This is a genomic window from Pelatocladus sp. BLCC-F211 (assembly GCF_041928655.1).
Lineage (GTDB): Bacteria > Cyanobacteriota > Cyanobacteriia > Cyanobacteriales > Nostocaceae > Pelatocladus.
The window spans coordinates 38563-61392 of record NZ_JBHFLM010000078.1 but is presented as its reverse complement, the minus strand read 5'-3'; the positions used below and the strand labels follow the sequence as shown (position 1 = coordinate 61392).

Genomic DNA, 22830 nt, shown 5'->3' with positions numbered 1-22830 from the left:
TTGAAAAAGTAGTGGTGATGGGGCAATACTGCTCGGTTAAGGATTTTTCGTCATAATTTTGGGGTTGTAGAGACGCGATATATCGCGTCTCTACAGGGATTAAATGTCAATCGATTTGTCTTATTCGAGCAGTATTGGGTGATGGGGTCAGCGATTGGATACTTCTCTGCCTTCTCAAATTTGTCTTCTATATTCTTAATGGGTGCAGGCAAAATCTATTTATGCACTTCTGGGATATAAGTGGAAAAAATACTTACAAATTTCTCATAACAATTACGATTAATCACTTAGCATTAAATTGTCTCCACATCCAGTGGATCTCCGTATCTTTGCGTTAATGTTTCTTGGCGATCGCACTTATAATAAGTAATAAATTTAACAAATAATTTACCTTTGACTTTGATCACAAAATTCTTTAACCTCTTTTGGAGAATGCTGATTAGTCTTGAGGTAGTCACTCAACCAATTGCATCCGCGTTTGATAAACTTATCCAAGCTTAAATTCTCCACATCCCATAACAGTACTGTTTTATCTGTACTTCCAGTAGCAAGGCTTTTGCTGTCAGGACTAAACTTGAGTGAGTTAACGGGATCGTGATGTCCGATGAGAGTAGTAATTAACGTACTGTCACGCTTCCAAATCTTGATTGTCTCATCATCACTAGCAGTAGCAATCATCTGACCGTTAGGACTAAAATCTAAGCCCCAAATACTAGCATTATGACCTCTCAAGGTATTTAAGAGACGATAATCTCGATTCCACAATTTCACGGTGTTATCTTCACTTGCAGTGGCAATAACTTGGTTATCAGGGCTAAAACGAATGTTATATATGGATGCATCATGTGCTTTCCAGTTAAGCAAGGGAGTTCCATTAGTCTTCCAAATTTGCACTTTGCCATCGCGGCTAGTAGAGGCAATGATGTTGCTATCAGGACTAAAACTAACGCTGTAGATATTAGATGTAATATCTCTTTGTAGATTTTTTAAGAGCTTTCCTTCTCGGCTCCAAAGTTTCACAATTCCATCAAAACTTGCAGAGGCAATGATTTTGCCATCTGGACTGAAACTAACGTTAGTAACATCCTCATTATGCCCTTTAAGCGTTTTTAATGCCTGTCCTTGCAAGTTCCATAGCTTTACTGTGTTGTCATAACTGCCAGTCGCGATTGTCTTGCCATCTGGGCTAAAGCTGATGGCACTGAGAAGCCGAGTATGTCCAGTGAAAGTTTTGAGTTCTTGTCCCTGCAAGTTCCATAACTTTACCTTTTGATCGCCACTGGCAGTTGCTATTATTTTGCCTGTGGGGCTGAAGTCAACACCATAGATTTTGTCACTATGTCCAGCAAAAATAGTTATCCAGTTTTTCAATCGCCAAAGTTTAACCGTTTTATCATTGCTGGCAGATGCAACAAGCTTTCCATCTGGACTGAAACTAACACTATTGACTCGACCTTGATGTCCTTCCAATGTTTCTAGAAGTGAACCATCTCGACTACGCCATAGCTTAACAGTCCCATCCCAACTAGGAGTAGCAATTATTTGAGCGTCAGGACTGAAAACCACATCTCTAACTCTATCCTTATGTCCAACAAGAGTGATTGGTTTAGCTTTACTATTTACATCCCAAAGTATGGTTGTTTTGTCACTGCTGGCAGAGGCAAGAGTTTGACCATCACGACTAAAACTAACATGAAAAGCTGGAGCTTTGTGTTTATTAAACGTATTAATTAAATTACCTTTAGTGTCCCAGAGCTTTACAGTTTTGTCATGGCTAGCCGTAGCTATTTTCTGACCATCAGGACTAAAACTAACACTGTAGACTTCTCCAGTGTGTCCCTTGAAAATGTTGAGCAGAAGACCATCCAAAGTCCAAACCTTGGCTGTGTTGTCTTGATCAGCTGTAGCTATTTTCTGACCATCAGGACTAAAATTAACGCTCCAGACCACACCATTATGCTGATTTTCTAAATTTAAAAGCAGCTGGCCTTTTTGATCCCAAAGTTTTACAGTTCCATCCCGACTAGCAGTGGCAATGATTTTACCATCAGGGCTAAAACTTACATCCACAACAGGCTCAGTATGCCCTTGTAGGGTTGCGAGTTCCTTTCCATCCGAACTCCAGAGTTTAGCAGTATTATCAAAGCTGGCAGTAGCAATAACTTTACCATCAGGACTAAACCTGACTTTCAGAACGAAACCTTTATGTTTCTCTAAGCGGTTGCTTTCTCGAACCCAGTAAGCTGCACTGAAAGCTTCCATAACTTGAGGTTGAAGTTTAGGGTCGTTTCTCAACCAAACAGATTCTTGTAAAAGTTTTCCTGCTCTCATCGCATCCACTAACGCATCAAATGAACTTCGATTTAGGTTAAAGTTTGCTTTTGAAGATGTTAAGAGTGCTTGAATTTGACCTTTGTCTGCTGCTTTCCACTTCTGCACAGCGATGACAGCCATAGTCGTAATTGTAATTAAAGATGCGATCGCCACTAAAGTAATTTGCTTTTGAAATTGAGCTTGTTGTTTAGCCTGTGCTGCTGCGGCTTCTGCGCGTGTGGCTGCGGCTTCTGCGCGTGAGGCTGCTGCTTGTGCTTCCAAAAGTTTCTCAACTTCGCGCTTTTCTACTTCCTGACTAGCAGCTAAAAACTGATAATCTAAATCACTTAAACTTTTACCTGTTGCCCATTTCAGAGCATTTTGCAAGTTTTGTCCTCGCAACAAGCATGATTCATCTTGACGTGCAGAAGCTACCCAGCCATTGAGTAAATCTGCGTAAGGACGTAGTTTTGCTAACTCTTTTTCACACCATTGTTGGTTAAAAACTTGTGCATATATATAGTTATAAATTTGCAGTTTGCGATCGCGCTCCACTACCAACCCCGTTAACCGCAGTTCGGTATGCTCCGGACTGTCATCAACTACAATCTCTCCTTGGTGTAAAATTTGCTGACATAAGCCCAACATTCTACCAGTGCGCTTTTCGCTACTTCGCAGAATCCTGTCTCTAATAGTCTTCAAATGCTCAGGTTCATCTTGCGCTTCCCAATTTTCAATGATGCGCTTTCTTACCAAATGCTCAATCCACTCTTCTATTTGGGATTCTTCTCCTGTGTGTCCCCGTGTCTTTGCGTCTCCCTGTCTTTTGATCTCCTCTAGCAGTAACTTACAAACCTTCTGGGTAAGAAACGGCTGTCCTCCTGTCCAGTACAACACTGCTGACATCACCGTTTGCGGTTCACCTAACACTGTTAGTCCCGTTGCAAGTGGTTCAGTTTCTGCAAGTTGGAAACCTGTTAAACCAATTGCTCTACCAATATTAAAGGGTGTCCGTCGCCGATCTTGGATCAAGTTTGAAGGTGTAGAGACTCCTAAAATTGCAAATGTCAGACGATTATAAACCTCTTTGTCTGCCCGATGGTTATAGCAGTCGCGGATGACTGCAAAAAAATCGTCCACATTAAATGCCAGACTCAAAACACTGTCAATTTCATCGATAAAAATAACTATCTTTGTAGTAATTACTTTCAGTAATATAGTGTCGATAAATTTGCCTAATTTCTGGACTGGTGAGATTAAATTATTTTCTGTCCACCAAGTTTCTAAATCAAAAGTAGTGTAAAGATTGAAACTGTTAATTAAAGTATCAATTACCCCCGCATACCATTGTTCTGGAGTAATATCTGCGGTTCCGATCGCAGTAATATCTATAACAGCACAAGTAAATCCTTCTTGTTGTAGGCGCTGCATCACCTGCACTCGCAAGCTGGATTTACCCATTTGACGAGAGTTGAGGACGTAGCAGAATTCTCCAGCCTTCAAACCCTCATACAAGTCATAGTCTGCTTGACGTTTGACGTAGGTAGGAGCGTTTTGAGGAAGACTGCCTCCGACTTGATAATCATAAGAACTAGGTGGGAAGCTCTTGTCCATCAGCCACCTATCAAAAATAGATTGAGTTCGCCAATTATACCTCTATAATAGTGAAATTTCTCAGTTGCGTACTGCAAGTTGGTATTGACGGCCATCATGCGATTCTAATTTCACAGGGCTATAACGCGATCGCAACATGGAAGGAGGTATAAATTTTTTGTGTATAGTGTATGAGCGATCGCACTCAGAGCAAAACTAAAATAAACCGCTTGAAAGTATAAGCAACCCAAGACGGTTTATATTTGATTTTGGTTTTTTAGTTTTGAGGCGAATATTAACAATACCTGGCAATCTACATTTACTGCCAAACGTAGAGAAGCACAAACAACACAATCCAAATCACATCCACAAAATGCCAGAAAAGTGAAGTTGCATTCACACCAAAATGACCAGATTCAAAATTACCCGGAATAAAAGAACGCACCAAAATAATTAACTGTAACAAAATTCCAGTCAAAACATGCAAACCGTGAAATCCTGTTAGCAGATAAAACATTCCACCAAACGCGCCAGAAGTAAAACCAAACTCCAAACCTCTCCACTCAATCGCCTGTCCAATCAAAAAGTAAGTTCCCATCGCCATAGTTGCCAATAAAAACAGGCGATATTTCCACAAATTGTGACGTTGCAGCGCACGTTCTGCCAAATAAATCACAAAACTACTAGCAACTAATACCACCGTATTAATAGCAGGCGCAACCACTTCTAACCCATCAACACCAGGCGGCAACCAATTAGGAGTTGTGAGTTTATAAATAATATATCCAGCAAAAAAACTCAGAAAAATAACACTTTCAGACAACAAAAACACAACGAAGCCAAACATTTTATTGCCTTCTTCATCGTGAGAATGCTCTGCTTGATGCAGATGCAACTCCTCTGAAATCATATAACCGTCCATTACTTGAATTCTCCTTTAAAACTTTTACCTTCGTGTCTTAGTGTCTTGGTGGTTCAAATTTTGCTTTTTCACCACAAAGGCACATAGACGCGATAGCGGCTTCCCGTAAGGGTAGACACAAAGTATGATTAATGTTTGTGAGCTACTAAAGGTTCTGATTTTCCATATCCATAAGGCTCACTAATCACCACAGGAATCTCTTCAAAATTTTCTACAGGTGGAGGTGAAGAAACTTCCCATTCTAAACCAATAGCTTGCCAAGGATTAGCCGATGCTTGTTCGCCACCTACCCAAGCACTAATCATATTTAGAATAAAAGGTAGAGTAGACATACCTAACATAAACGCACCAACACTAGCAACAATATTCCATAACTCATACTCTGGAGCGTAGGAAGCAACTCTACGCAACATCCCTTGTAAACCCAATGGATGCATAGGGAAGAAGTTAAGATTAGTACCAATAAACGCTAACCAAAAATGCAGCTTACCCAAGCCTTCGTAGTACATTTTGCCTGTCATCTTGGGGAACCAGTGGTAGATGGCTGCATACATCCCCATAGTTACCGTCCCGTAAAGGACATAGTGGAAGTGACCAACAACAAAGTAAGTATTATTGACATGAACATCCACAGGCACAGAAGACAGCATGATACCTGTAATTCCGGCGAAGACAAACAACACCAATCCACCCAAGGCAAACAACATGGGTGTAGTTAGGCGTAATTTACCACCCCAAATCGTCGCTACCCAGGCAAATACTTTAATCCCAGTGGGTACGGAGACAAACATAGTTGTCAACATGAAAATCATCCGCATCCAACCAGGAGTACCACTGACATACATGTGGTGTACCCAGACGATCGCACTTACTACGGCAATTAAGATTGAGGAAACGGCAACTACTTTATAACCAAATAAAGGCTTACGAGCATAAACCGGGAATATCTCTGAGAAAATCCCAAAGATGGGCAAAATAATCACATAAACAGCAGGGTGGGAGTAGAACCAGAAGTAGTGCTGGAACATGACTGGATTACCACCGTTCGCTGGGTTAAAAAAGCCAGTACCAACGGTGAGGTCAAGTAACAGCATGACTGCGCCTGCTGTCAGTGCTGGGAGTCCGAAAAGTTGGATAATTTGAGCGCTGAATACTGCCCAAACAAACAGGGGCATTCTAAAGAAGGTCATCCCTGGTGCGCGCATCTTGACAATGGTGGTAACAAAGTTGACTGCGCCCATAATTGAAGATACACCAGAGATGGCTACTGCTAATAACCAGAGGACTTGTCCGTTAATCAAGTTACCTGTGGGATTCTGGAGACTGACTGGCGGGTAAGACCACCAGCCAGCTTGGGCTGGACCACCAGGAACAAAAAAGCTAGCCATCAACAGGATGCCGACGACTGGAACCATCCAAAAAGCGGCAGCATTCAGGCGAGGAAATGCCATGTCCCGCGCCCCAATCATCAGGGGTACAAGGTAGTTAGCTATACCAACTAAGGATGGGAATGTCCACAGGAACAGCATGACAGTACCATGCATGGTAAACATGCCGTTGTACATGGTACGGTCAATTAAATCTGATTCAGGGGTGATAAGTTCTCCCCGCAGTATCATTGCAAAGATACCGCCAACCAGGAAGAAGATAAATGAGGTAACAAGGTACTGAATTCCAATGACCTTGTGATCAGTGCTAAAGCTGAAGTATCGCTTCCAATTATCGGGACTGGGGTGATGAGGTTGTTCACCTGCGATATCGATACTTTCGATGGTAATGTTCGTCATCGCTTTGTTTTCCTATTAACCAGGATAATTAACCAGAGGAGGTTCAGCAGGGGCGACAGTTGTCCAGCCATCTGCTTGAGCATATTCAGAAGCTGCTTGATTTTTGGCTGGGGAAAGCTTGCGGGTTGCAGCTTTGGTCAGCCACTGGTGATAATCTTCTGGTGATTCAACTACAACATCGGCTTGCATAGTTGCAAAGTATGTACCACTGTATTGGGAATCAGTGAGTTGATATTTACCAAGCCGAATGGGGTTGAATTCAAAGTCTATAGTTTGGTTGGGAACTATGTCTTGTTTGAGGCGAAAGGCTGGTACGTATAAGCCATGTAGAACGTCTTCAGATTGCAGTGCTAAACGCACTCTTTTGTTAGCAGGTAAGTGCAGTTCGCTACTGGTGACATTCTTTTCTGGATAGTGGAAGACCCAAGCCCATTGTTTAGCAAGAACGTCGATTTTTTCTACAGGTTCTAGGTTAGACGCGGAGAGTGTTTTTGATAAATTCTCCGTGTCCCCGTGTCCCCGTGTCCCCGTGTCCTCCTTTGGTGCTGCATAAGCTGATTCTATCCCCATCGGCATACGGAAGTGGACGTGTTCATTTGGGCCTTGAATTCCCATTTGCTCGTAGATTTGGTAGCTGTAACCAGCAATCCACAACACCAGCATAATTGGGATAGCTGTCCAGACGACTTCGAGGGTGATATTTCCTTCGATAGGTGGCCCGTCGATGATTTCACCTTTTTTCGCCCGATGGAAAATTATCGAATACATCAGGGTTCCGGTAACACCCAGGAAGATAAATGCTCCGAGTGTTACCAAGAAGCTAATCAAGTCATCAACGAGTAATGATTCCGCAGCTGCTTGGGGAGGAAGCCAGGAATAAGCCTGTTTCCCAATCCAGAGACTGGTAGTAGTCAGTGCGATCGCACTCGTTGCAAAGGTTAGAATTTTTAGTAATTTCTGGATTTTCATGGTAAAAAGTCAAGGGTCAATGGTCAGTAGTCAATGGTCAATGGTCAATAGTTATTAAAATTGGACTTTTAACTTTTAACTTTGAACTCTGGACTATTGACTTTGTCCAAAGGACTTACTTAATCATGGCGTTGAGGTCTTGACCAATTCTGAGCAATTGATCGGCGGTGTTGTGGATGCCGAATTCCGCAGCCATTTGCGCTCCCAATGTGCCATGAACATACATCACGAACATGATGACCATCCCGACAGCTAGGTAACTCAGATACACTTGTCTATCTTCGTCCTTGCGCCAAATAAAGCGCTGGAATCCTCGCCATACAGTCATCCCCACAATCAGCGCTAGGAGTACAACACCACCCACACCATGCCAAAGCATAGTTTCCATGGCTTGCATACCCCAAGCACTCTTGACATCCACGGGTGCTTCTGCAAGCATGATTTCGTAAAAGCCTGCTGCTACTGTCAAAAAGGTAATCAAGGCTGAGGCGAGCATGTTATACCAGCCAACATCGAAGAAGTTAGCGCGTTCGACTGGTAATGCTAAATATTTGTAGACGAATTGATGTAGGGGGAAAAATACACCGACAATATCAAAGAGAATCCCAATGATGAACAAACCCAAGGTGAGATGGACTAAGTTGGGATGAATAGGAATGGTGTAAGGAAGTCCGTTTGCGCCTAGTTGCGCTCCCAATTGGTCAATTAGTTCTGAGTTCATCGCAAAATACCATCCTTTACTGCTTCAACTACTGGTACTGTGTGTAGTCCATACACCCAAACAAGTTGATCTCCTAGATATACTTGTGTTCCAACTATGAGGACTAGTACAAGTCCTACTCCTAAATATCCAATGGGTAATTTCTGGGGGTTGCGTGTACGAATTACATAACGCCAAGCTGTAATTGCAGCAATAATTCCTGAAAGTGACCAGCCAATCAGAGTATGTATATTTAACACTGATTTTGCTAAATGGTAAGGTGTTGCCAAACCTGCTTCAAATTGACCAAAAATGATCGCCACAAAAATAGCGACGGTAGCAAGACACATATTCCACCAGCTGACCTCGAATAGCCGGGAGTTGCGAGTAAAATAACCTATCGCATCACAACAGAAGGCAAACAAAATCATTGCAATGACAAAGTGAACAACGATAGGATGAATTGTATCTGGATAGGGTAAATTATGGTCGTTCAAACGCGTTAGATACTCAAGCATGAAATTCTCCTGGGTATGTCTACTGCATATAAGCTCAATTTCCAATATTGGCATCTCAAAATATCATTACCAGCATTCATACCTAACCGATTTGGTTATAATCTCTGTGCGGCGAAATCTGGTTAATTAAGAATTAGCTTGGTTGTAGGATAGGATGAATTTAGTTTAACTTTTAGACTCAAAACTTAACAATTAACATACAACGATAATATTCTTAAACAAAACTAAAAAATGTATTTTTTAATCAGAACTATAATTACTAAATGTCAATAGTGAACTATTATTAATAATGTATTAAGATAAACTTTTTGCTGATTAATAAAAGTATTTTTCATTTAATTTTTATTAAAAATAATGGTACAATATAAACTAGATTTTGTTTGTAAATAAAAAACATCAGGGAATATTTCTCTTTATCTTGATTTTCACCTGATGTGAATTAAAACTATATATATAGAGTTGTTATGCTGATTGACGCATGGTAGCAGCTTTCTTTTGTGCTTCTGCATAGATTCGTAGTGCAGCAGCCATATGCTGTTCAGCTTCTTCACCCTTTGATTGGAACCATGCCAAAGTTTCAGAATCAACACGAATAGCAACTGTAGCCAATGGCGATGCAGGCATTCGTAACTTTGCCTTTGAAAAGAATTCGTCTGTAAGAGGGGGAATATCCGAGGTGTCAATTTCATCGTCAGTCATTTCGTCAATTCTAGACCAATCGGTTTTTGAGGTATTGCTCATAACGCTTCCTTTCATGTGAGAGTGCTTTTCTTAAAGAAATTATACGAATTGTTGCTTCATCAGGCTCAGTGTAAACAACTATCACCACACGTCCATCCAGTAGTCCAATTCCGATCCATCGATCTTCACCATAGTCGTTGCGCTCATCAAGGTCAACTGCCATCGGCAAGTCAAAGACTCGATAAGCATCAGCAAAATCGAAACCGTGCTTGTCAATGTTAAGTTCGTTTTTTCGTTCATCCCACTCAAAATTCATGGGTTAAACTCATCAGCACACTCCTTTTTGACTTGAATCACAAGTTGTTTTGGAAAAGTTCTAGAACATGTTTCCAAGCATCAGCAGCAGCTTCTGGATTGTAACTTGGGTGCTGTTCTAAGAATGGGTACTGGTCTTTGAAGAATCCGGCGAAGAATCCGTGTCCTGCGTCGTATCGGAATACACGGTGATTTATTTTATGTTTATTGAATTCTGCCTCGATTTGCTCGTTTTCTTCCTGGGAAATGAATGAATCTCTTGTACCAAAAAATGCATAAATAGTACCTTTTATTTCAGAGGTGCGATTAATGGTTGGAGTTTCTTCACCATAACTAGAAGTAGTAATTCCAGCACCATAGAACGAAGCTGTTGCTTTGATATCGCTTAACGTTGCAGCCATGTAAGCAACATGACCACCAAAACAGAAACCAATAGCGCCGATGCAATCAGCTTTTACATTCGGTAAAGTTTTGAGATAGGCGATCGCAGCTTGAATATCGCTTAATATTTCTTGATACTTAACTTGTTGGTAGTATTCTAAACCAAGTCGATAAGCTTCTGGACTATACCCAATATCTTCCGGGCTAAACCCAAATTCAAAACCGGGAGCAATGCGTTGATACATCGCAGGAGCTAGCACTACATAGCCTTGTTTAGCTATAAGCTCGGTAATATCCCTAATGTTACTGTTGACTCCAAAGATTTCTTGAAAAACTATAACAGCGCCAAAGGTTCCAGAGACTGCTGGTTGGGCTAAGTAAGCATCGATTTGTAAGTCGTTGTTAGGTACTTTGACGTGGGTAGTATTAATTTCGATGTTTGTCATTTGCATTTTTTCTGCTCTGCCTGTTCTATGTTTAGGTTAAAGCACCCGACTGATTTTAAAAACAACAAATACAAATGACAAATGACATAGACGCGCTAGCGGCTTCCAGCAGGGTACGACAAATAACCATTATTGGTTGCGGTAATCTTAACCGTAGTGATGATGGAGTGGGTGTGATTGTCGCTCAACATCTACAACAATATCTTGCTGAACATCCCCATCCTCATGTGCAAGTTTACGATTGTGGTACTGCTGGGATGGAAGTGATGTTTCAAGCAAGAGGCTGTAAACAGTTAATCATTATTGATGCAAGTACAACAGGTTCCGAATCAGGTGCTGTGTTTAAAGTTCCTGGAAAAGAACTAGAAGCCCTGCCGGAACCCAGTTATAATTTGCATGATTTTCGTTGGGATAATGCTTTAGCCGCAGGTAGAAAAATCTTTCAGAATGATTTTCCCCAAGAGGTGATCGTTTATTTAATTGAAGCGGCAAATCTTGATTTTGGTTGGGAATTGAGTCCTGTTGTTCAAAAATCTGCTGACTTGGTTTTTGCAGAAATTCTAACTATTATCAAGCCCAAAAATGACTAGAGTGAGATTTTAGATTTAATCCAAAATCCAAAATCTAAAATCTAAAATCATATTACGCCCTATCTCGATAAACTGCTAACTCATCTACTCTCATTTCAAAAGGTAATCCCTGCTTTTTAGGCGGACAAACGCGAATTTTGGCACTGCTGATAATGTCGCCTAAAATTGCTGCCATTGGTACAATTTGTTGGAGAACACGCCAGTTAGTAATTTGGTCTGGACATTCAACAACTAAAGTCAAAGCGTTGGCGTGACTGAGAATGTACCAGCGACAACTAGATAATAATTTTTGAATAATGCGATCGCAAGCATTATAAAAATAACAACTAATAGAGTTTTCTAGTTGCTGACGTAATATAATATCTGCTGAAGTTAACTGAAGAGGATGTAAATTATCCTTTGGGAAAAATTCCTTGTTCATCTCCTTATCTCTCAATTAATTTATAGATTTTACACTCGAAATTACCAAAAATATAGATATTTTTGTAGTTTGAAAATTACAAATATTGGTTACATAGCAACCTCCCGTAATTACTATATAACTAAGAATTAAATTATTAAGATTAACGTGAGTTAGACGGATAGTAATTTACCTCTGAACAAACCTATTTCTCACATTAATCATTAATCTTTCTCAGACTTTTGCAGAATCAGATAGAAGTGAGAGATTTGTTTGACTGACGTTAAAATTAAAAATTAATTTTAGGTTTATATCTAGATGGAAGCTGAGGTAGTAAATATACTTAGATGATGTTTTTTCCTATCTAAATAGCAATACTTCAAGCTTTTAGGGATTTCCAAACAATAAAATATCCAATTCGTAGGATGCGTTAGGAGTGCAAAAACCTTTGAATATCTAGAATTCGCCGTGCTGACGCACCCTATAATTCAGAAAAATTTGGATAAATTATTTTTTGGTGTTCCCGTATAATTCCAGCTAGATTTATGATAAACAGAAATTATTAAAAAAAAGAATCCTTTGATACTATTATTTTGTAAAATATCAATCTTTAAGTTAATATCAAATCAATTTATCAAGAATGTGAGAAAATAATTCTCAATTTCTAACTTCTATATGCGAACTGCTAGCTCGTCTATTGCTATAATCTACGCCTAAACAGCCGTATAAAATATAAAAGGGCATTTTATTTATAAAATTTGACTATTAATTTATAAAAAATATTTTGATAAAAGTTCTCAAATATAATTATATTGAAAGCTCATTGATCAAGTAAATTTCAAATATGTAGGGTGCGTTAACTAAGTGTAACGCACCCTACATAATTTCATACTTACCTTATTAACCTACATTCACTGGATTACGTCCATTAGAGAATAGTTGTCTAGCTGTTTTTTCTGGTTTTGGTGCGCCATAAAAACATGCTTCTGCTTCGAGTTCGTCTACAAAATCCCAAGCTTCTAGAGCTTTTTTAGAATCCCCACCGTAGTTACTAGAAATTGAGCGAGCATTTGATACGGCTTTTTGGAGTTCTTTTTGCAAGAAAGCTAATTTGGGTTTTTCTAGGAAGTCGCCCTTGGTAATAATATCAGTAACAGAAATTATGCCAAGTAATTCACCTTGAATCACAGGCGCACGCCAAACACCCGTATTAGCAAATAACCGTGCAACATATTCCACATCAAGGTCGGGATTGACAACGATGCAAGGCTTACTCATAATTTCATAAACATGTACCTGTTTGGGGTCTTTTCCATAGGCGACCACCTTAGATACAATATCAGTCTCGGTAACAATCCCGTATGCATCTGCATCGTTACGAGGTTCTACAATCAACGCCCGTAATTCTTTGAGCCTCATGAGTTTGACTGCTTCTGCCACAGTAGCCGAACCGCGAATAGTGGCTACATCTTGAGTCATAATATGCTTGGCTCTCATAATTTCTGCTCCTTTTCCTTGATGTAAGGAAATTGATTCTGTGATTCTTTCCTAGCTGCGTGAGTGTTGAAGATACACGCCTGTTCTAAATCTAAATAATTAGGCTCAATTGCAATTCCTGAAAGTCACTGCTGTCAAAAGCGATTATGGATGAATTTTAGCCAATTTATTTTCTCTAATTTCTAAATAAACTTGGCTATTTTTTAGAATAAGATTTACGCATTTACCCATCATCAATAACTGAAATACATCTTTAATAGTCTGAAATTGAGAATTTAGCCAAAATTTAGAAAATCATTAATTAGAGAAGTCGATAATCACTTTTTACTGCTTGTATTGGGCTTTAAGGCAACAATTTATCCTACATTTCCATCTTATATCTCTCAGCAAATTAGGCAAGGATTCAGTTATAAAACTTTGCAGTAATATTCATTAATAAAACGATTAAAAAAAACTAAATTTTTAATGACAATTGTTATTTTTATAGTAACTTACCACTTTTTCTATAAAAAAGATTCTGAGATATATGCAATTAAATCTCAATAATCAATTCTAAAAATATTCTCATTATTGAAATCTGAAAATATTGATCACTTTAATATCAGTGACTATGTTTACTACGGAAACGAGACTTGAGGGCGTTGGACTTGTCAATTATTTTAATTTAGCAGGTACAGATAGATTACGCCTGCGCGATTTTACAAAAATCCTGTCTCTTCACTAATAAAGAATGATTGTAGATAATTTCTAGTTTGTTTAGAATTATTTTTGTTGATACGATGCTTGGTAGCACCATTATAAAAATAATTAAGTAGAACGATTTGAAAAAACAAACTATGTGAAGTAATGTAAAATTATTGGAATCTAGTTCGTAGTAAGGACTGAAGTCCTCACTACAAACCTTTAATTATCTACGCTGTTCTACTTATTTTGTCTGTATCTTAGGTAACTAAATTAATTAAAAATTATTTTTTTATAGACAAGCTCCCCGACTTCACTAATAAATAGGGGATCTGAGTAATAGATCATTCTGACTATAGATTGTAAACAGTTTACAGTTGCAATAACCGACAATAAATTAGGCTTTATATATTTAGAGTCTAGTCAAAAAACTGAATATATTCATATATTTTATCTTGTACATTTTACAAATTACTAAACATAAAAACAACCTAAAGAAATACATGTATATTCTTATTAAATGAGTAATATTATTGAGTCAAATAATTCAAGATACAAAAAAATGAAAATAAGCGCTCGTAATACTTTGAAAGCTACTGTAAAAAAAGTTGTACCAGGCTCTGTCAACACCGAAGTTATATTAGAATTAGCACCTGGTGTAGAAGTAACTGCAATCATTACAAAATCTTCAGCAGATAGTCTTCAACTTGCTGAAGGTAAAGAAGCTTATGCTGTGGTAAAAGCAACAGATGTCATGGTTGCTGTTGATTAAAAAATAGTTAGTTATTGGTTGGTGGTTGTAATAACAAACAACTACCAACAAACAACAAAGGACACAATTCACTTCACCAATCTCATCATTATCTGAGTGAAATCATGAGTAATTGGTAAACTATCAACTACCATAGCAGCGCATAGTAGCATCATATAGAGAATAGAGTAAAGAAAGAGCGATCGCGCAGATTGTTTATTCTCTGAATCTTGCAAAAGCGTCCAGGCTTTTTTAATCAAGATAGCTCCCATAATAAAAGCTATACAGCCATAAATCACACCCATTCTTTGCAGAGGATCTATCAATAAAAATGTCGCAGGGACAAGCATTAAAGTATATACCCAAATCTGCCGAGCGGCGGTGATATTATCAGTAACTACAGGCAGCATCGGTACACCTACCTTGGCATAATCTTCACTAATCATCAAAGCTAACGCCCAAAAATGAGGAGGTGTCCACAAAAAGACAATCGCAAACAATAACCATGCTGTCCAACTCAGTGTACCTGTTACCGCAGCCCAACCTACCAACATCGGAATCGCGCCAGCAGCACCACCAATGACGATGTTAAGTGAAGTGTGGCGCTTGAGTAAATGGGTGTAGACGCCCACATAAAATAAAATCCCAGACATTGCTAACAAAGCGCTGAGTAAATTCACAAACACTGTCAGCAAAGTGAAAGAAATACAAGCTAAAGCGATCGCAAATATTAAAGCATGAGTAGGCTGGACACGCCCAGAAGGTAAAGGACGATGGCGCGTCCGCTCCATTTCATAGTCGATATCGCGATCATAGACGCAATTAAAAGTTTGAGCGCTAGCAGCAGCAAAAGTACCACCAGCCAGAGTTACTAACATTAATATCGGATTTAATTTTCCTTCAGATGCGATCGACATACTAGCAGCTGTAGTAATCAATAGCAGAGGAATAATTCGCGGTTTTGTAAGTTGATAGTAACTCCGAACAACTTGTAAAAAGTTGTGATAGTAGCGTGTGACGGTATTCTCAATCATATTTTTAATTTGAGGAGAAAAGGTACATATCTTGGTGTATCCTACCGAATCAAATTTTCTTAGTGTCTTTGTGTCTTAGTGGTGAAAAAGATCATTTTTTAAACACAAAGACACTAAGAATAAAATAAATAATTTAATTAGTTTCAAGCATGTAATTATTGATTCAATATCCGAACGTATATTTGACTAGCTATTTCCTTATTGATAACTAATCTTTTTGAATTGAATTTAATAACGACGTTAGGAAAATTTTGTTCTAACGTAAAGCATATTCCCGGATCTAGACCCAAAGATATCACTTGATTCAGAATCTTTTCGTCCTGAGTGTTACAGAACAGAATAATTCCTTGCTCTCCAATTTTTAGTAATTCTAATGAAGAACCAGTGACACTAAAACTGTTAAACATTTAATACTTAGTGGTTGGTTGTTAGTGGGTAGAGTGTAGAGGAATTAGTACGTATAAAAATTGCAATTATCTATAATTAAGAAAATTAAAGAATAGATATTTATTTATAAAATCAATCTAAAGAATAAGAAAATAACTATAAAAATACGTTATCTTATAATTAAGAAAAATATTTGAAAAAATGATTGTTATGAACTGTTCACTTCATTAAGTATAAATTTTTCCTTCTTAATAAAGAAGTCATAGCTGTGTCATAGCTATGACTTCGAGAATAGCTAAGGAAAGAAAAATACAGGGGAGAAAAAAATGAAAGATTTAGACAAGATAAGGTTCTTGATGGGTTTTGATTGTGCAGTTAGAGCGAGGATAGGTAACGCAAAGTAATGCGAATCCTTTGGACATCTGCTCATCATCTAAGAAGATTTGCTCAGATTGATCAACTTCACCTTCAACTACCTTACCAACGCAGCTAGAGCAAGAACCAGAGTGGCAAGAAAAAGGTAACTCAATACCATTTTCTTCTGCTGCTTCTAAGATAGTAGTTTCTTCGTCAACTTCAATTGTGGCGTCGAGGTCTTCTTTTTTGTTGATTAATCTTACTTGGTAGGTAGCCATTGTTGTGTTCTCCTCAAAAATAAATTTGTTGATATTTGTTTGTTGATAGTTGTTTGTTACTTGTTGCTTCTCAACAACAAATAACAAAGAACCAGCAACATTCATTTATTAGTTGCAAGGTACACCTGCTGATTGACAATCACTAGTTTTAAATGATTTGCCACAACCACAAGTTTCTGTTGCGTTGGGGTTGATAAACTTAAAGCCGCCTTCCATTACACCATCAATAAAATCGATGACAATTCCTTCTAGTAATGGCGCACTTTCAGGGTCAACGTAAAGAGTAACCTTCCCTTGCTGGATGACCAAATCGTCTGATTTTGGCTGGCTGGTGACATCCATTGCATATTCATAACCACTGCAACCACCATCTTTAACAGATATGCGGATACCTTTTGTGGCGCCATTGGCATCGGGAGCAGAACCTGCTAAAAATGTCCGTAGACGAAATTCTGCTTTCTCTGTCAAAGTAACAGTCATCAGACCTCCTGAATTTTAAAAATTTGTCCTTTGTCATTTGTCCTTTGTAATCACTAATGACTAATGACCAATGACTAATTTCTTGTACAGACGCGATTAATCGCGTCTAATGACTAATGACTGTGGATTTGGATTGCAAGTATCTCCAAGGTGCATTGTTTCCGCATACTGGACAGCAGCGATCGCGATAAGAACGACGTTTAGCAAATTCCATGCGGGTTAAATCCATTGTCAGTAGTTGTGATAACAAAGGTTGACTATAGCCAGTGATCAGCTTGATTGCTTCCAAAGCTGTCAAACAAGCAAGAGTTCCAGATACAGCACCTAAAACTGAAAACCCGCGTCTATCCCAGTCTGGTTTCTCTGGAAATAGACAAGATAAACAAGGCGTCACACCAGGAATAATTGTAGTCAGGTAAGCCTCCATCCCGTCCATTGCTGCTTCCACCATTGGTTTGCGCCAGCGTACACAAGCAGCATTTAGCAAATCACGCTCCGTAAAATTATGGGCGCAGTCTAGGGCCATATCAGCAGATTTCACCAAGGAGTCAACATTGTCCTGAGTAATATACTCATGAACTGCTTCCACCTGGATATCAGGATTGATGGCTTCGAGAGTTTCTTTTGCTTTGAAAACTCTTGGTTGACCAACCCAATCGTGCGTCATCAAAATCTGACGATTCATATCATCCAGTCGCAGATCACCACCCCGGACTAGGATCAGCCGCCCAACGCCTGCTACTGCTAAGTAAAGCGCTGCTGTACCGCCTAATCCTCCCACACCTGTCACCAGAACAGTTGCTGACTTGAGACGCTTCTGTGCTACTTCGCCAAAATTCGGGAGCATCATTTGGCGACTGTAACGTTCTAATTCGGTAGGCGTTAGGTCTATCACTTTTTACCTCCTAATCAGAAGTGATTTCTGTCAGCGTGACTACATTTTTAGGCTTCTGTTTAAATACTTTGAACAGCTTTTGTTCTTGAGGTGTGGATTCCAGAAAAACCTGATAAGCTTGTTGTAAAGCCTCACAATATTTATTTAATCTCTCTTCTGAACTCAGGTCAGTATAATTCTCATCAATTTCTTGAATAGATTGGGAGAATTTTTTCAAAATATGTAGACGATTTACACTGACAACTGTTTGGTCATAAGGTAGACCAAAAAAATCAAAATATTCCTCTGCTTGTGTAAGCTTTTGGAATTTATTCCAATCTTCACTCATTTGCTTTGCTCCATGATTTTTAGTTGTTGCTTCAGTTCATCCAGCTGACGATAAATTTCATAAGTCGCAGCCGCAACATCCATAAGTGTTTGGTAATCTGTTGGCAACCCTTCCGCCAAATCATGCAGATCCATTTTCATTTGACCTGCTTTACTATTGAGGCGCTTGATTTGAGTTTGTAGTTCTTCGATCTTCGTCATTTGTTATTTGTCATTTGTCCTTTGTCATTTGTCACTTGTCATTTGTTATTTGTCATTTTCTTTTACCAATGACTAATGACGATTTACAATCTTCCAACTTCAGGAAATTTCTGAGCCAATTCAATACCTTTTTGAACTAGCTTTTCGCCTTCTTCTGCTACTTTTTCCAGCGATTCAAAACCAAAACGATGGGCATCTCTTAAGGTTTTAACTGCCAACAAAAGACGACCAGAAAAAACTAGCGCCCAGCCAAAACCTTCGTGGCTTAAATCAACTACAACTTGAGATAATAAACCAGTTTCTTGTTCAATGCGGGCAGCGACAGCACGATAAAATGCCATAATCCGGGCAATTGTTACTGGATCGACCTCACCTTCGACAGATATTTCGCGTTTCTTTTGTTTGCTAACTACAAATGGTTTGAGGATTAATTCATCTGACCAATTGCGGAAAACACCGTAACTATCTTGACCACGAATTTGTTGGACGATCGCTTTCAAAAAAGGTGAATTTACAACTTCACTAGGGGCGGTTCCATTAACACTATTTGTTGCACTCATACAGTTGTTTCTTCTTCCAGTTCTAATTCATCAAAATTCAGATTAGTTTGCTGTAAGGCTTTACGTAACCAAGGTGGTGGACTACCTTTGAGAGTTTCAACTAATTTGTTGAGTGTATCAGCTATTTCATCTTGCTCTGAACGTGCTTTAATTGGAGTCACACCTGTTTTCAGTAATTTGGCCGCAGCACTGCTACCAATTGCCGCAACATACACAATTGTGCATTCTTTTAATGCATTAAGTTTGGGAACAAGCTTATCCTCGTTACCATCTTCTTTGAGGTTTCCATTAAATTTGATAGTTTCTACAAATTGATAACCATCTTGGGAAACTTCATAAACATCAATCATCTTTGCCCAACCAAAATGAGCATTGACATGAACTTGGTCACTAGTTGTGAAGGCTATTTTCATTTGTTGGTTATTAGTTAGTGGTTAGAAATCAGTGAACAGTTAACAACTTCCTTTGATAACTGATAACTGATAACTGATAACTGACAATTCCTAATCCCCCTGAACATCTCTATCTCTGACTTTCGTTTCCTCTGCGTGTAAAAAGAGATTACCGAGATCAAATAAGAGTTCCATTGTGCCTCGGTAGCCTATTTTGGTAAATTGACCATTACCTAAGCGATCAAAAATGGGGATACCTTGGCGATAGAGGGGAATTCCTAAACGTTTGGCGATCGCATTCGTGTGAGAATTACCAATCAGCAAGTCCGAACCAGCAGCTAAGTTTTCAAAGTCTTCAAAATCACCGATGGTGACGCTGTCGATCGCCAGTTTTTCTAAAAGTGGCGATCGCGTTGTCGTGACAGCAGCTTGAATTTCCGCACCCATTGATTGCAAAAAGTATACCGTTGACCATAGTAAATCTGGTTCCAACGCGAGAGATACCTTTTTTCTACCAAAGTAAAAATGAGTATCCAACATCGCATCTTGCAGTTGGCGACGTTGGCGGCGATATTTTTCTGGAACTGCTGTCCCACTCAAATTCGCCAAAAACTGCATAAATTTATCTACCGCTTCTAATCCAGTCAGTTCGGTAAACACTTCATAAGGTGTGCCAAATTTTTGTTCTAAAATTTTGGCTGCACCCCGCATACTTTCACCCAGTGCTAGAGTATAAACTGAACTACCAACCTTATGTAATTGTACTAAAGTTGTGCCACCCCCGGTAATTGGACTGTAGGAATCATCCAAGTGACCATCCAAGGAAGCCGAAAGATCCGGAACTACAATTGGCATTAACCCAAAAGTACTGACAATTTCCTTGATTTGTTGCACATCCCCCGGTGTGAAAGCGGAACTCATCAAAATTGTCACCTGTTGCGCCTTTGGTTCCCCTGGTTGCGGAACCTCTTTGACAATACTTTCTACTGCTGCTGCAAATCCATCTTGCAGTGCGCCTTTAAAATCCGGTGAGGAGACAAGTACAATGGGCAATTCATCCAACTCTGGATGACGTTTGCGGAAATCCTTGAGAATCCCGTCCATGTCATCCCCTCTAGTTTCCGTTAGTCCAGTTGTACACAAACCAATAATTTCTGGCTGAGACTTCTGCACCAAAGTCAAAATTGCTTGTTCCACATTCTCCTCACCACCCAAGATTGTGCTGACTTCCGTCATCGCTGTGGTGGAAAGAGGTATAGCTTCTCGGAAATGCCGCACTAATATCACTTTGGCAAAGGCAGTACAACCTTGGGAACCGTGGAGTAAAGGTATCATCCCTTTCAAACCCAAAAAGGCTAGGGCTGCACCTAAAGTTTGGCTTTGCTTGAGGGGATTAACTATAACTGGCTTTTTAGGAGTGACAACCTTGGCCATTTAGTAGTCCTCCTCTTCAAAAGATACAGAGATGGGGAGGCGTGTTGAGGATGAAAATTTTCCTGTGTCTCCTTGTCCCCGTGTTTCTGAGTCGTTTTCCCAAGGTGCTGGTTTGCGAACTTGTTCCCACACAGGACTGTAGAGAGCTTCATCTAATTCCCTAGCCATTTCTACCATGCCGCTATAACCTGCGTAGGCGTGGTGACGTTCTTGGTTGATATCGAGGAAAGGAATTCGGGCTTTGAGGGCGGTGTATTGGTTACGACCACCAGCAATCAGCATCTCTGCGTTGGTTTCGTTAATTACCCGCAGAATTTCCTGGGGATTGCCTTTTTCTAGAGTGATGCCGTCTTTGCCAAGTAATTGCTTGATGCGGGCTTTATCTTCCTCAGTACTTTTTTTGGTACTGGTAGCAACGACTTCCATTCCCAAGTCTTTAGCTGCGGAGATAATTGACCAGCTTTTCACACCTCCGGTATAAAGAACAACTCGTTTGCCCTTGAGGCGATCGCGATAGGGAGCGAGTTTGACATTGAGGGCGGCGGTTTCTTCGGCAATTAATTTTTCTGTGCGTGCTTGTAAATCAGGGTCGCCCAATTTCGCTGCAATATTTCGTAAACATCGGTTTATGTCCTCAACACCGTAGAAAGATTCTTCGATGTAGGGGATGCTGTAACGTTCCTCCATTTTCCGCCCCATGTTGATCAGAGCTTTGGAGCAAATCATTACGTTGAGTTTGGCACGGTGGGCGCTGCAAACTTCTTTGTAGCGAGCATCACCAGTAATTTTTGCTAAAACACGAATACCTAATTTTTTAAATAACGGTAATACATTCCACATTTCACCAGCGATGTTATATTCACCGATGAGGTTGATGTCGTAGGGTGTGGTGTATTCTGGTTCTTCAGTACCAACAACGTATTCTAGTAAAGCTTCTCCACCGATGCGGTTGCCAAGATTTTTACTACCAACAAACCCAGGTGAATTTACGGGAATGACCGGAATGCCGATTTTATTGGTAGCGGCTTTGCAGACTGCATCCATGTCTTCACCGATGAGAGCAGTAACACAAGTGGAGTAAACAAAAACTGCTTCGGGGTTGTAGCGTTTATGAATGTCGAGGATGGCTTTATAGAGCTTTTTTTCACCACCGAAGATGACATCATTCTCACTCAAATCGGTGGTGAAGCCGAATTTGTAAAGTTGAGGGCCAGAAGAGAAGCTACCACGACTACCCCAGGAATTACCAGCGCAGGCGATCGGTCCGTGAACTAAATGAGCAGCATCAGTGATGGGTACTAGGGCAATCATTGCACCATCAAAGGCACAACCCCCTTGAGCGGCTCCCGGTTGAGCTTGTTGCGTGCAAGACTTATTTTTCTTTTCCCCATTTTTGTGATGATTATGTTCGCATCCTGGCTCAGAGAGCAGCTCGTTGATTTTGCCTTGGGTAATTATCATCTGTTTCCTCGCGCTGGATGAATTTTGTTAGTTAGTCATTTGTCATTTGTCATTTGTATTTACTATTTATTTTTGTTATTTACCAATGACTAATGACCGATAACTAATTAGTAATGGATAATGAGTATTAATAATGAGTAATTTGTAACGACTAGCAAATATATTTCGAGACATCTTCTCCACATTCATCGCTGAGGTAAGATAATGCCCGAAAACGCAATCCTACAAAATTGTCATATAAAGGATTGAGTTTGCATAGCGCGGGAACCTGAAAAATACGCCCGAACAACTGAATATCTCGCTGAAAAGGACAACAACAAGGAATAATTTGGCAAATTAAATGAGCGAGACGATAATTTTTGATTTGGATGCTATCTACTAATCGACGTAATGGATGTAGAAGATCAAAACCGCCAGATTTTTGATCATTAGGCGGGTGGTAATTAGGATGGGCATGAGTGTGATTTATCGATTCCATAA

Annotated in this window: 25 protein-coding genes; 2 read left to right on the top strand and 23 right to left on the bottom strand. The window is 39.6% G+C overall.

Going from position 1 to position 22830, the window contains the following annotated elements; all coding sequences use genetic code 11:
• Positions 1 to 387 precede the first annotated feature (387 nt).
• From ACE1AT_RS09475 to ACE1AT_RS09435, 9 genes are all read right to left on the bottom strand, one after another.
• A complete protein-coding gene (locus ACE1AT_RS09475; protein WP_374867596.1) occupies positions 388 to 3927 on the bottom strand; it encodes an AAA-like domain-containing protein in 3540 nt (1179 codons plus the stop codon).
• 298 nt (positions 3928 to 4225) lie between these two features.
• On the bottom strand, positions 4226 to 4828 hold the full coding sequence (locus tag ACE1AT_RS09470; protein WP_374867594.1) for a heme-copper oxidase subunit III: 603 nt from the start codon (positions 4826 to 4828) through the stop codon (positions 4226 to 4228).
• Positions 4829 to 4956: 128 nt separating this feature from the next.
• A complete protein-coding gene (gene ctaD / locus ACE1AT_RS09465) occupies positions 4957 to 6615 on the bottom strand; it encodes a cytochrome c oxidase subunit I (protein ID WP_374867592.1) in 1659 nt (552 codons plus the stop codon).
• A gap of 15 nt (positions 6616 to 6630) precedes the next feature.
• Complete coding sequence (locus ACE1AT_RS09460) at positions 6631 to 7584, bottom strand: cytochrome c oxidase subunit II (protein ID WP_374867590.1); 954 nt, start codon at positions 7582 to 7584, stop codon at positions 6631 to 6633.
• A 115-nt stretch (positions 7585 to 7699) separates the two neighbouring features.
• Complete coding sequence (locus tag ACE1AT_RS09455) at positions 7700 to 8305, bottom strand: DUF2231 domain-containing protein (RefSeq protein ID WP_374867588.1); 606 nt, start codon at positions 8303 to 8305, stop codon at positions 7700 to 7702.
• A complete protein-coding gene (locus tag ACE1AT_RS09450) occupies positions 8302 to 8802 on the bottom strand; it encodes a DUF2231 domain-containing protein (protein ID WP_374867586.1) in 501 nt (166 codons plus the stop codon). The genes ACE1AT_RS09455 and ACE1AT_RS09450 overlap by 4 nt, the downstream gene beginning before the upstream one ends.
• A 462-nt stretch (positions 8803 to 9264) precedes the next feature.
• Entirely contained in the window at positions 9265 to 9501 is a 237-nt protein-coding gene (locus tag ACE1AT_RS09445; RefSeq protein WP_374867584.1) for a hypothetical protein, read from the bottom strand.
• Between the two features lie 10 nt (positions 9502 to 9511).
• The gene (locus ACE1AT_RS09440; protein ID WP_017312658.1) at positions 9512 to 9799 is read right to left on the bottom strand and encodes a BrnT family toxin; all 288 of its coding nucleotides are present in this window, start codon (positions 9797 to 9799) and stop codon (positions 9512 to 9514) included.
• 37 nt (positions 9800 to 9836) lie between these two features.
• On the bottom strand, positions 9837 to 10625 hold the full coding sequence (locus ACE1AT_RS09435; protein WP_374867582.1) for a dienelactone hydrolase family protein: 789 nt from the start codon (positions 10623 to 10625) through the stop codon (positions 9837 to 9839).
• A gap of 74 nt (positions 10626 to 10699) precedes the next feature.
• Between ACE1AT_RS09435 and ACE1AT_RS09430 the strand changes: the two genes are divergently transcribed.
• Positions 10700 to 11215 (top strand): hydrogenase maturation protease, encoded by a 516-nt coding sequence (locus ACE1AT_RS09430; RefSeq protein ID WP_374867580.1) that lies wholly within the window; start codon positions 10700 to 10702, stop codon positions 11213 to 11215.
• A 52-nt stretch (positions 11216 to 11267) separates the two neighbouring features.
• On the opposite strand, the gene ACE1AT_RS09425 is transcribed toward ACE1AT_RS09430, so the two are convergent.
• Positions 11268 to 11636, bottom strand: coding sequence for a hypothetical protein (locus ACE1AT_RS09425; protein ID WP_374867578.1), 369 nt, complete (start codon positions 11634 to 11636; stop codon positions 11268 to 11270).
• A gap of 879 nt (positions 11637 to 12515) precedes the next feature.
• Entirely contained in the window at positions 12516 to 13112 is a 597-nt protein-coding gene (locus ACE1AT_RS09420; RefSeq protein ID WP_374867576.1) for a CBS domain-containing protein, read from the bottom strand.
• Between the two features lie 1243 nt (positions 13113 to 14355).
• Between ACE1AT_RS09420 and ACE1AT_RS09415 the strand changes: the two genes are divergently transcribed.
• Positions 14356 to 14565, top strand: a complete 210-nt coding sequence (locus tag ACE1AT_RS09415; RefSeq protein WP_016862633.1) for a molybdopterin-binding protein — start codon at positions 14356 to 14358, stop codon at positions 14563 to 14565.
• A 68-nt stretch (positions 14566 to 14633) separates the two neighbouring features.
• On the opposite strand, the gene ACE1AT_RS09410 is transcribed toward ACE1AT_RS09415, so the two are convergent.
• The 12 genes from ACE1AT_RS09410 to ACE1AT_RS09355 all read right to left on the bottom strand — a co-directional run bounded on the left by ACE1AT_RS09410 (position 14634) and on the right by ACE1AT_RS09355 (position 22828).
• Positions 14634 to 15578 (bottom strand): heme o synthase, encoded by a 945-nt coding sequence (locus ACE1AT_RS09410; protein ID WP_374867573.1) that lies wholly within the window; start codon positions 15576 to 15578, stop codon positions 14634 to 14636.
• A gap of 155 nt (positions 15579 to 15733) precedes the next feature.
• Positions 15734 to 15985: a FeoA family protein gene (locus ACE1AT_RS09405; protein ID WP_374867571.1), complete on the bottom strand. Its 252-nt coding sequence runs from the start codon at positions 15983 to 15985 to the stop codon at positions 15734 to 15736.
• A gap of 315 nt (positions 15986 to 16300) precedes the next feature.
• Entirely contained in the window at positions 16301 to 16600 is a 300-nt protein-coding gene (locus tag ACE1AT_RS09400; RefSeq protein WP_374867684.1) for a 2Fe-2S iron-sulfur cluster-binding protein, read from the bottom strand.
• A gap of 108 nt (positions 16601 to 16708) precedes the next feature.
• Positions 16709 to 17080, bottom strand: coding sequence for a HesB/IscA family protein (locus ACE1AT_RS09395; protein ID WP_374867569.1), 372 nt, complete (start codon positions 17078 to 17080; stop codon positions 16709 to 16711).
• A gap of 106 nt (positions 17081 to 17186) precedes the next feature.
• Positions 17187 to 17975 (bottom strand): ThiF family adenylyltransferase, encoded by a 789-nt coding sequence (locus ACE1AT_RS09390; RefSeq protein WP_374867567.1) that lies wholly within the window; start codon positions 17973 to 17975, stop codon positions 17187 to 17189.
• A 10-nt stretch (positions 17976 to 17985) separates the two neighbouring features.
• Positions 17986 to 18303 (bottom strand): nitrogenase-stabilizing/protective protein NifW, encoded by a 318-nt coding sequence (nifW, locus tag ACE1AT_RS09385; RefSeq protein ID WP_374867565.1) that lies wholly within the window; start codon positions 18301 to 18303, stop codon positions 17986 to 17988.
• Positions 18300 to 18503, bottom strand: coding sequence for a CCE_0567 family metalloprotein (locus ACE1AT_RS09380; protein WP_374867563.1), 204 nt, complete (start codon positions 18501 to 18503; stop codon positions 18300 to 18302). Before ACE1AT_RS09380 ends, nifW begins: the two co-directional genes overlap by 4 nt.
• An 83-nt stretch (positions 18504 to 18586) precedes the next feature.
• The gene (locus ACE1AT_RS09375) at positions 18587 to 19063 is read right to left on the bottom strand and encodes a NifX-associated nitrogen fixation protein (protein WP_374867561.1); all 477 of its coding nucleotides are present in this window, start codon (positions 19061 to 19063) and stop codon (positions 18587 to 18589) included.
• The gene (gene nifX, locus ACE1AT_RS09370) at positions 19060 to 19476 is read right to left on the bottom strand and encodes a nitrogen fixation protein NifX (RefSeq protein WP_374867559.1); all 417 of its coding nucleotides are present in this window, start codon (positions 19474 to 19476) and stop codon (positions 19060 to 19062) included. Before nifX ends, ACE1AT_RS09375 begins: the two co-directional genes overlap by 4 nt.
• A 90-nt stretch (positions 19477 to 19566) precedes the next feature.
• The gene (gene nifN / locus ACE1AT_RS09365) at positions 19567 to 20889 is read right to left on the bottom strand and encodes a nitrogenase iron-molybdenum cofactor biosynthesis protein NifN (RefSeq protein WP_374867557.1); all 1323 of its coding nucleotides are present in this window, start codon (positions 20887 to 20889) and stop codon (positions 19567 to 19569) included.
• Positions 20890 to 22350, bottom strand: a complete 1461-nt coding sequence (nifE, locus tag ACE1AT_RS09360; protein ID WP_374867555.1) for a nitrogenase iron-molybdenum cofactor biosynthesis protein NifE — start codon at positions 22348 to 22350, stop codon at positions 20890 to 20892.
• 151 nt (positions 22351 to 22501) lie between these two features.
• Positions 22502 to 22828 (bottom strand): Mo-dependent nitrogenase C-terminal domain-containing protein, encoded by a 327-nt coding sequence (locus ACE1AT_RS09355; RefSeq protein ID WP_374867553.1) that lies wholly within the window; start codon positions 22826 to 22828, stop codon positions 22502 to 22504.
• Positions 22829 to 22830: the final 2 nt, after the last annotated feature.